Raw genomic sequence first — 8206 nt, 5'->3', positions numbered from 1 at the left:
TGCCTCCTGGAGCGATCTGGTACCGCCGCCAGGGCTGACCGTCGTACCAGTACGCCCCCTCCAGCGAGCCGTCCCGGCCCGGCCACCACAGCTCCATGCTCCCCGGAATCCGCGACACCGCCGCGACTCCCCCATCAGGTGACGCACTGGCATTGCCAGACAGGCCGTACCTGTTCCATGACATCGCACCCTCCCTTCGTGACCGTGCGTACGTGAGGCAACGGTCACATCGCGCAAGGTGGTGGTCATGAGTACACCCCTACTCATGTGGCGACACGGGCGTCCGGCCACTTCAGGCTCCGCCGGAACGGGCGCCGGCTCCGCGGCTCGCGGAGGGGTGCCTCCGGGTGGAATCCATTAAAGTCAAGGGTGCGGCATCGCGCCCCGATCACCTACGAGGCCCGCGAAGGAGTCATGGCCATCACTTCGCCACCCCGTCCGATGCGCGCCGACGCGCGCCGCAATTACGACAGACTGCTGGCCGAGGCCAAGATCGTCTTTGTGGAACAAGGGGTCGACGCGCCGCTCGAGGAGATCGCGCGCCGCGCCGGCGTGGGCATCGGCACGCTCTACCGGCACTTCCCCACTCGGCTGACCCTTCAGGAAGCCGTCTATCACGACCATGTCGTGAGCCTCGCCCAGCAGGCCCACGATCTGGCCGACCGGCTCCCGCCGTCCGAGGCGGTTCGCGAGTGGATGCGGATCATCGCGGCCTCCTCCCGCACCAAGCGGGGGCTGACCCAGGCGCTGACAGCCACCCTGGAGCCCCATTCGGAGGTGTTCACCTCCTGTCACGAGAAGATGCGGGGTGCGGCCGGTGCTCTGCTCTCACGGGCGCAGGAGGCCGGGGAAGTCCGTCCCGAGCTTGACGGCCTCGGTCTCCTGCGGATCGCCCACGCCATCGCCGTCGCCTCCGAGCGCTCGGAGGACAGCGGCGAGCTGCTGTTAACGATCATGATGGACGGGCTCCGTCCACAAAGTTGATCCACCGCTCATGCATCCTGACCAGCACACGTAAGGTGGAGACCGTGCCACAACTGCGCATAGCCCTGGCCCAGACGAACCCGGCGGTCGGCGATCTCTCCTCGAATGCCGACAAGCTCGTCGAGTGGACCCGCCGCGCCGCCGACGCCGGCGCGCACCTGGCCGTCTTCACCGAGATGTTCCTCACCGGATATCCCGTCGAGGATCTGGTGCTCCGCACATCGTTCGTCGACGCCTCGATCGCGACGCTCACGGCCGCGGCGAAGCGGCTGGCCGATGAGGGTCTCGGCGAGATCCCGGTGGTCGTGGGATACGTCGACCGCACCGGGGCCGCACCCCGCACCGGGCAGCCGAAGGGCGCGCCGCTGGACGCCGCCGCGCTGATCCACCGCGGCCGCGTCGTCACCCGCACCGCCAAGCACCACCTGCCCAACTACGGCGTCTTCGACGAATACCGCTACTTCGTCCGAGGCGACCGGTTGCCGATCTTCCGCCTTCACGGCGTCGACGTGGCGATCGCCGTCTGCGAGGACCTCTGGCAGGACGGCGGCCCGGTGTCGGCCGTGGCCGAGGCCGGCGCGGGGCTGCTCGTCGTGCCCAACGCCTCGCCGTACGAGCGGGAGAAGGACGACGTGCGTCTGGCGCTGTGCGCGAGCCGCGCGCGCGAGGCCGGGTGCGCGCTGGCCTACGCCAACCAGGTCGGCGGGCAGGACGAGCTGATCTTCGACGGTGATTCCATCGTGGTGGACGCCTCGGGCGAGCTCGTCGCCCGGGCGGGGCAGTTCCGCGAGGAGCTCCTGGTCACCGATCTGGAGCTGCCGCTCGCCGACCGCAAGGTCACGCCCGGAACCTTCCCCGTGGACGCCGGGGACGGCACCACCATCACCGTCGAGCGGCTCGAGCTGTCCGCCGAGCCGCTGCCCGCCTACGTTCCCGAGCCGCCGACCATCGCGCCGCGACTCGACGATCTCGAGGAGGTCTACTCGGCGCTGGTCCTGGGCGTGCGCGACTACTTCACGAAGAACGGCTTCCAGTCGGTCGTCCTCGGCCTGTCGGGCGGCATCGACTCGGCGCTGACCGCGACCATCGCCGCCGACGCCGTCGGGCCCGACCGGGTCCACGTCGTGCTCATGCCCTCCCGCCACTCCTCCGACCACTCGGTGGGCGACGCGCGTGACCTGGTGGCGCGGCAGGGGCTCCATTCCCGGCTGGTCCCCATCGAGGGCATCGTCGACGCCTTCGACAAGGAGGTCGACCTGAGCGGCCTGGCCGCCGAGAACCTCCAGGCGCGGGTGCGCGGCATGCTGCTCATGGGGCTGTCCAACGAGCACGGCCACCTGGTGCTGACCACGGGCAACAAGAGCGAGCTGGCCACCGGCTACTCCACGCTCTACGGCGACTCCGCTGGCGGCTTCGCCCCGATCAAGGACGTCCTGAAGACGACGGTGTGGCAGCTGTCCACCTGGCGCAACTCCCAGGCCGGCCGCGAGAGCGACCTGCTGCACCACTTCGCCGAGCCGCCCATCCCCGAGAACTCGATCACCAAGGAACCGAGCGCCGAGCTGCGGCCCGACCAGCGGGACACCGACTCGCTGCCGCCGTACGACGTACTCGACCGGCTGCTCGGCGACTACGTCGAGCGCGACATGGGCAAGGGCGAGCTCATCGCCGCCGGGCACGACCCGGAGCTGGTGGCGAGGGTCATCCGCCTGGTCGACCTCGCGGAGTACAAGCGCCGGCAGTATCCCCCGGGCCCGAAGATCACCCCCAAGAACTTCGGCCGCGACCGCCGCCTCCCCATCACCAACCGCTGGCGCGAAACCCCGTCATCCTGACCCCCACCGCAGCGCCACCCCGGTGGTGCTTGGGCACCGCGACGACGAGACACGGTACGGCGACACCCGCGCCCCAGTATCGAAATGTCCTCATTCCCACCACCCGGTGCGGGTGGATGGGAATGAGGGACCAAGCCGAGGCGGTGTCGCAGGCCGTCTGAGGCTGAAGGTCGAGGGTCTCAGGGATCGCGGGCCGGTTGGCGAACACCCTCTTGGCCCACCCGGCACCCATTTGATGGGCGCACCCGTGGCCGCCCACCCAGGTGAGGAACCGGACACGGTGCGGGAGGAGCCGCTGAGGGGGCAAGGCGAAACGGTCAACTCAGCACACACGGGCAGGTGGAGCCGGAGCGAGGTCAAGGCGAGGCGGCGTCGCAGGCTATCGGAGGCTGAAGGCTGAGGGTGTCAAAGATCGCAGACCGATTGACGAACACCCCTTTGGCCCACCCGGCACCCATTTGATCGGGGCACCCGTGGCCACCCACCCAGGTGGGCACAACCGGACAGGCCGGGGGTCGAAGGGGGCGGAGCCCCCTGGGAAGAACTGCCCGAGCCGAAGGCGAGGACCATCATGCCGAAGGCGAGGACCGATCATGCCGAAGGCGAGGACCGATCATGCCGAGGAACGTGCGTCAACGCCACGTCCGCGGTCAGGTGACGGAGGTTACGCCGGGCCGGCGAGGCCTATCAGGTTGCCCTGGGGGTCGGTGAAGTGGGCGACCACGAGGTCTCTCCCCGGGGCCCGGTCCGGGCCCATCCGGCGGGTCCCGCCGAGGCTTTCGGCCTTCTGGAGCGCGGCCTCGACGTCGGGAACGCCGATGTAGAAGATGACACGAGCGTCGTAACCCGTGCCTCCGCCGACGCCGCCCGGAATGCCGACCCCCTCACCGGTCGTGCCGGGGTGTACGAACCCGTAGTTGCCCGGTTCGGAGACCGGCTTCGCGACCGGGCCGCTGGTGTCGAACTCCCAGCCGAACAATTCGCCGTAGTAGCTACGAAGCTTCGCCGGATCGGATCCGATGATCTCGAAGTGCACAACTGGCTGTGCCATGGCCGGTCCTTCCCGCGCCGGTGACCCGGCGCCGACTGTGCTCGGCCGTCGCGAACCCGCTCGTCGAGTCCGATCTGGCGGTACCTCTTCACCCTATTCGCCTAAGTTGTTAATAACAACCATGAAGTTGTACATTAGCACTCAAGCGAAGAGGGAGAAGATCATGCCGACGAGCCGTAGCTACGGGGACGCCTGCGGGATAGCTCGCGCCCTCGATGTCGTCGGGGAGCGGTGGGCCCTGCTCGTCGTGCGCGAACTGCTCCTCGGAGCGCAACGTTTCTCCGACGTCCGCCGGGCCCTGGCCGGCGCAAGCTCGAACCTGGTCAGCGACCGGCTGCGCGAGCTGGGAGAACGTGGCGTGGTACGCCGCCGTAAACTGCCACCCCCGGCCGGCTCATGGGTGTACGAACTGACCGAATGGGGGCGGAAGCTGGAACCGATCGTGCTCGCCCTGGGCGCCTGGGGGGTTCGCGTCCCGCTGCCGCCCGCGCCGGCCACGCTCAGCGCCACCTCGGTCCTGCTCTATCTGCGGTCGTCCGCGCGCCCTGACCCCAAGGCACCCCCGGCCATCTATCGTCTCGAACTGGATGACCGCGTATGGACCATCCGAACAGCCGACGCTCAGGTGCAGGTCGAGCTCGGCGAGCCCGCCAGGGCGGACGCATCCCTGTGCACCGACCCGCGAACGCTGAACGCCCTGCTCGACGACCCGGCCACACTCGACGCCGCCATGTCCGACGGGAACGCCGCCGCCACAGGCGACCTACCTGCCCTGCGCCGCCTCCTGCGGGCGGTCACCACCCCATGACCCTTCGGCCATGATGGCCCGTCATGCGGGCGGCGGCCGTTCGCGTCGTGAGGTCGCCGAGGCGGTGCTCAGGGGCGCAGGCCGGTGAGGATCTGGTCGGCGATGCGTTCGGGGAGGTCGAGGGGGAGGTCGTCCTCGTTGTCGCGCCACTTGGTGAAGAACAGCATCGCCCCGGTCAGCGCGGCCATCGCCACCTCGACGTCCACGTCGGCGCGGAGCTCACCGGAGTCGACGCCTCGCTGGATCACCGACCGCAGCGCCTCGCGCCGAGGCTTGATGGCGATCTCGCGGAAGCGCTCCGCCAGATGGGGGTAGCGCTCGGACTCGCTCAAGGCGATGTTCATGATGCAGCGCGTGCGGCGGTGGTGGGTCTCCTGCTGCATCGACCCGAGATAGCGCACGACGTTCTCACGCACGGACGCCGCGTCCAGCACCGGTATCGGCGCCTTCAGGGTGGCCAGCGCGTCGACGACGAGGTCCTCCTTGTTGGACCAGCGGCGGTAGATGGTGGTCTTGCCGACACCGGCCCGGGCGGCGATCGCCTCGATCGAGAGCTCGGCCACACCGGTGCCCTCGGCGATCATGTCGATCGCGGCGTCGACGATCGCCTTCTCCGCCTTCTCGCTGCGGGGACGGCCCGGCGCGCGGGCCGCCCCCATCTCCTCAGTCACCATGGTGAGCTCACACTACTGCCGGTTCCTTGTTCTCCGGTCGCGCTGCCGGGATGGCAGGCGCCTCCTTGCCGGGTAGCCACTTGGCCACCACCGCGGCGCCGACGAGCGCGACCAGGGCGCCACAGAGAGCGGTCAGGTGCATGCCGTCCATGAACGCCTGCTTGGCCGGTGCGATCAGCACGGCGCCCTGCGGCCCGAGCGCCTCGGCGGCACCCATGGTCGCGGTGATCGACTCGCCCGCCGCGTGCCGGAGGTTCTCCGGCAGCACCGTCAGCGAGGCGGCCATGTTGTCACGGTAGGTGGCCGACAGCAGTGAGCCGAGGATGGCGACCCCGAGCGCGCCACCCACCTGCCGGACGGTGTTGGTCATGGCCGAGCCCACGCCGGCCTTCTCGCGAGGCAGCGAGGACATGACCGCCTCGGTCGCGGGCGGGTTGATGTTGGCCATCGCCGCGCCCTGGACGAACCCGATGAGCTCGAACACCCAGATCGAGGTGTCGACCTGGAGGAAGGAGTAACTCGCCAGCGCGGCGGCCACGACCACGAGGCTGGTGGTTGCGACGATCTTGGCGCCGAACCTGCGGACCATGCCGGCGCTCAGCGGCGAGAAGATGAGCTGCGCCGCCGCGAACGGGAGCACCAGCGCGCCGGCCTGCAACGGGGAGTACCCCTTGACGATCTGCAGGTAGAACGCCAGGAAGAACATCACGCCCATCATCGAGAAGAACACCAGCCCGACGCTCGCGACGGCCGTGGAGAACTTCGGGATGGCGAAGTACCGCACGTCGAAGGCGGGGTGGGCCGTTCTGCGCTCGTGCCAGACGAAGGCCGCGAGCACCGCGATGCCGGCGAGGCCGGGCAGCCACACCTGGGGGTCGGTGACCGAGCCGAGCTCGCCGCCCTTGATGATGCCGTAGACGACGCCGATCAGTCCGATGATGGACAGCAGCACGCCGATGGGGTCGAGCTGGGCCTTGTCGGGGTTCCTGGACTCGGGCACCAGGAAGGCGGTCAGCACGAAGCTGACGATCACGACCGGCACGTTGATCAGGAACACCGAGCCCCACCAGAAGTGCTCAAGGAGCAACCCTCCGGTGATCGGGCCGATGGCGATGGCCAGGCCGACCCCTCCGGCCCAGATGCCGATCGCCTTGCCGCGCTCCTCCGGGGCGAAGACGTTGGAGATGATCGCGAGCGTCGCCGGCATGACGGCGGCGCCGCCGAGCCCCATGGCCGCGCGCGCGAAGATCAGCTGCGTCGGATCCTGCGAGTAGGCGCTGGCCAGCGAGGCGAGGCCGAACAGCACCATGCCGACCTGCAGCATGCGCTTGCGGCCGTACCGGTCACCGAGCACCCCGAAGGTGAACAGCAGGCCGGCGAAGACCAGGGTGTAGGAGTTGATCGCCCATTCGAGCTGGCTCTGCGTCGCCCCGATGCCGGCCACGGGGTCGGAGATGACCTTGAGCGCGACATTGAGAATCGTGTTGTCCAGAACGATGGCCAGCAGGCTGAACACCATCACGCCGAGGATCTGCCATCTGCGCGGGTGACCTGTCGGTGGTTGCACTATGCCCCCAGAGCATGCTTACGCATATTTCGATACGGTTGAGTTTCGCAACGCTACCGTAGCGCTCTGAGATTCGATACGCAACCGTCGCGTTTCGATACTTTCACGGGAGTTGCCAGACCATTTCCGGTACGTTTCCCGAACGTTCTCTCACGTCAGGCCCCCCGGGTCCCGGCCCGGCCGCGGAGGTGACGCGGATCTCGGGGAATGAGGGGATGAGCAGAGGGCATGCCGGGTGTTGCTAGAACGGTAAGACATGCGATGATCTGACCGTCCGGGGACGCCACAAGGGCGCCTCGAGGCCTGGAGGGATCCATGATGTCCTCTACGTCAAGCATTTCCAGCTCGCCGACCGCTCTCTACGGCGGCAAGGCTGGGCGAAGAGTGACCGTCCGCGACATCTCGGCCGCCAAGGAGCAGGGCGAGAGATGGCCGATGGTCACCGCCTACGACGCGATGACCGCGAGGGTGTTCGACGAGGCCGGGATCCCGGTCATGCTCGTCGGAGACTCGGCCGCGATGGTCGTGTACGGCTACGACTCCACCCTTCCCGTCTCCGTCGACGACCTCATCCCGCTCACGGCGGCGGTGGTCCGCGGCTCGTCCCGCGCGATGGTGGTCGCCGACCTGCCCTTCGGCTCCTACCAGTCGTCTCCTCAGCAGGCCCTGGAGTCGGCCGCGCGGTTCATGAAGGAGGCCGGCGCCCACGCGGTCAAGCTGGAAGGCGGCCGCCGCGTGCTGCCTCAGGTCGAGACGCTCGTCTCGGCCGGCATCCCCGTCATGGGCCACCTCGGCCTGACCCCGCAGTCGGTGAACGTCTTCGGCGGCTACCGCGTGCAGGGGCGCGGCCAGTCCGGTGACGAGCTGATGGCCGACGCCAAGGCCCTGGAGCACGCGGGCGTGTTCTCCGTCGTGCTCGAATGCGTGCCCGCCGACCTGGCGGCGCGGGTCACGGCCGCCCTGTCGGTGCCGACCATCGGCATCGGCGCCGGTCCGTCCTGCGACGCCCAGGTGCTCGTCTGGCAGGACCTCATGGGGCTCACGCCGCGCCCGGCGAAGTTCGTCAAGAAGTACTTCGACCTGGCCGGGGAGATGGACCAGGCGGTTCGCGCCTTCGCCGGCGAGGTCGCCTCCGGCGCGTTCCCCGCTCCGGAGCACAGCTACCGCTGAACCCGCCACCGCGACCGCCACACCATCGGTACGGCGGTCGCGGTGTCCCAGCACCCCGGACTTGCCCGGGACAGGAGCAGCAGGCGGCGAGTCCGTGGGGCCGATCGACCGACCCCG

Annotated in this window: 7 protein-coding genes; 4 read left to right on the top strand and 3 right to left on the bottom strand. The window is 69.1% G+C overall.

Features of this window, described 5'->3' with window-relative positions; genetic code table 11:
- Nucleotides 1-414: 414 nt before the first annotated feature.
- Both ABD810_RS23815 and ABD810_RS23810 read left to right on the top strand, forming a co-directional pair.
- Nucleotides 415-984, top strand: a complete 570-nt coding sequence (locus tag ABD810_RS23815; RefSeq protein ID WP_344944444.1) for a TetR/AcrR family transcriptional regulator — start codon at nucleotides 415-417, stop codon at nucleotides 982-984.
- 44 nt (nucleotides 985-1028) lie between these two features.
- Nucleotides 1029-2819, top strand: a complete 1791-nt coding sequence (locus ABD810_RS23810; protein ID WP_344944442.1) for an NAD+ synthase — start codon at nucleotides 1029-1031, stop codon at nucleotides 2817-2819.
- 664 nt (nucleotides 2820-3483) lie between these two features.
- On the opposite strand, the gene ABD810_RS23805 is transcribed toward ABD810_RS23810, so the two are convergent.
- Nucleotides 3484-3870 (bottom strand): VOC family protein, encoded by a 387-nt coding sequence (locus ABD810_RS23805; RefSeq protein WP_344944439.1) that lies wholly within the window; start codon nucleotides 3868-3870, stop codon nucleotides 3484-3486.
- A gap of 163 nt (nucleotides 3871-4033) precedes the next feature.
- On the opposite strand from ABD810_RS23805, the gene ABD810_RS23800 reads away from it, so the two are divergent.
- Complete coding sequence (locus tag ABD810_RS23800; RefSeq protein WP_344944436.1) at nucleotides 4034-4678, top strand: winged helix-turn-helix transcriptional regulator; 645 nt, start codon at nucleotides 4034-4036, stop codon at nucleotides 4676-4678.
- 68 nt (nucleotides 4679-4746) lie between these two features.
- On the opposite strand, the gene ABD810_RS23795 is transcribed toward ABD810_RS23800, so the two are convergent.
- Complete coding sequence (locus ABD810_RS23795) at nucleotides 4747-5352, bottom strand: TetR/AcrR family transcriptional regulator (protein WP_344944433.1); 606 nt, start codon at nucleotides 5350-5352, stop codon at nucleotides 4747-4749.
- 7 nt (nucleotides 5353-5359) lie between these two features.
- Nucleotides 5360-6919 carry an MFS transporter gene (locus ABD810_RS23790; protein ID WP_344944430.1) on the bottom strand — a complete coding sequence of 520 codons (1560 nt, stop codon included), beginning with the start codon at nucleotides 6917-6919 and terminating at the stop codon, nucleotides 5360-5362.
- A gap of 315 nt (nucleotides 6920-7234) precedes the next feature.
- Between ABD810_RS23790 and panB the strand changes: the two genes are divergently transcribed.
- Nucleotides 7235-8089: a 3-methyl-2-oxobutanoate hydroxymethyltransferase gene (gene panB, locus ABD810_RS23785; protein WP_425566944.1), complete on the top strand. Its 855-nt coding sequence runs from the start codon at nucleotides 7235-7237 to the stop codon at nucleotides 8087-8089.
- Nucleotides 8090-8206 lie beyond the last annotated feature (117 nt).

This window comes from Sphaerisporangium flaviroseum, from assembly GCF_039537005.1.
Classification (GTDB): domain Bacteria; phylum Actinomycetota; class Actinomycetes; order Streptosporangiales; family Streptosporangiaceae; genus Sphaerisporangium; species Sphaerisporangium flaviroseum.
This window is presented reverse-complemented; position numbering and strand designations above follow the sequence as displayed.

Excerpts from the sequence above, each read along its gene's own strand:
- ABD810_RS23815 (WP_344944444.1), top strand. The coding sequence starts at position 415 with ATGGCCATCACTTCGCCACCCCGTCCGATGCGCGCCGACGCGCGCCGC.
- ABD810_RS23805 (WP_344944439.1), bottom strand. The coding sequence starts at position 3,870 with ATGGCACAGCCAGTTGTGCACTTCGAGATCATCGGATCCGATCCGGCG.
- ABD810_RS23800 (WP_344944436.1), top strand. The coding sequence starts at position 4,034 with ATGCCGACGAGCCGTAGCTACGGGGACGCCTGCGGGATAGCTCGCGCC.
- ABD810_RS23795 (WP_344944433.1), bottom strand. The coding sequence starts at position 5,352 with ATGGTGACTGAGGAGATGGGGGCGGCCCGCGCGCCGGGCCGTCCCCGC.
- panB (WP_425566944.1), top strand. The coding sequence starts at position 7,235 with ATGATGTCCTCTACGTCAAGCATTTCCAGCTCGCCGACCGCTCTCTAC.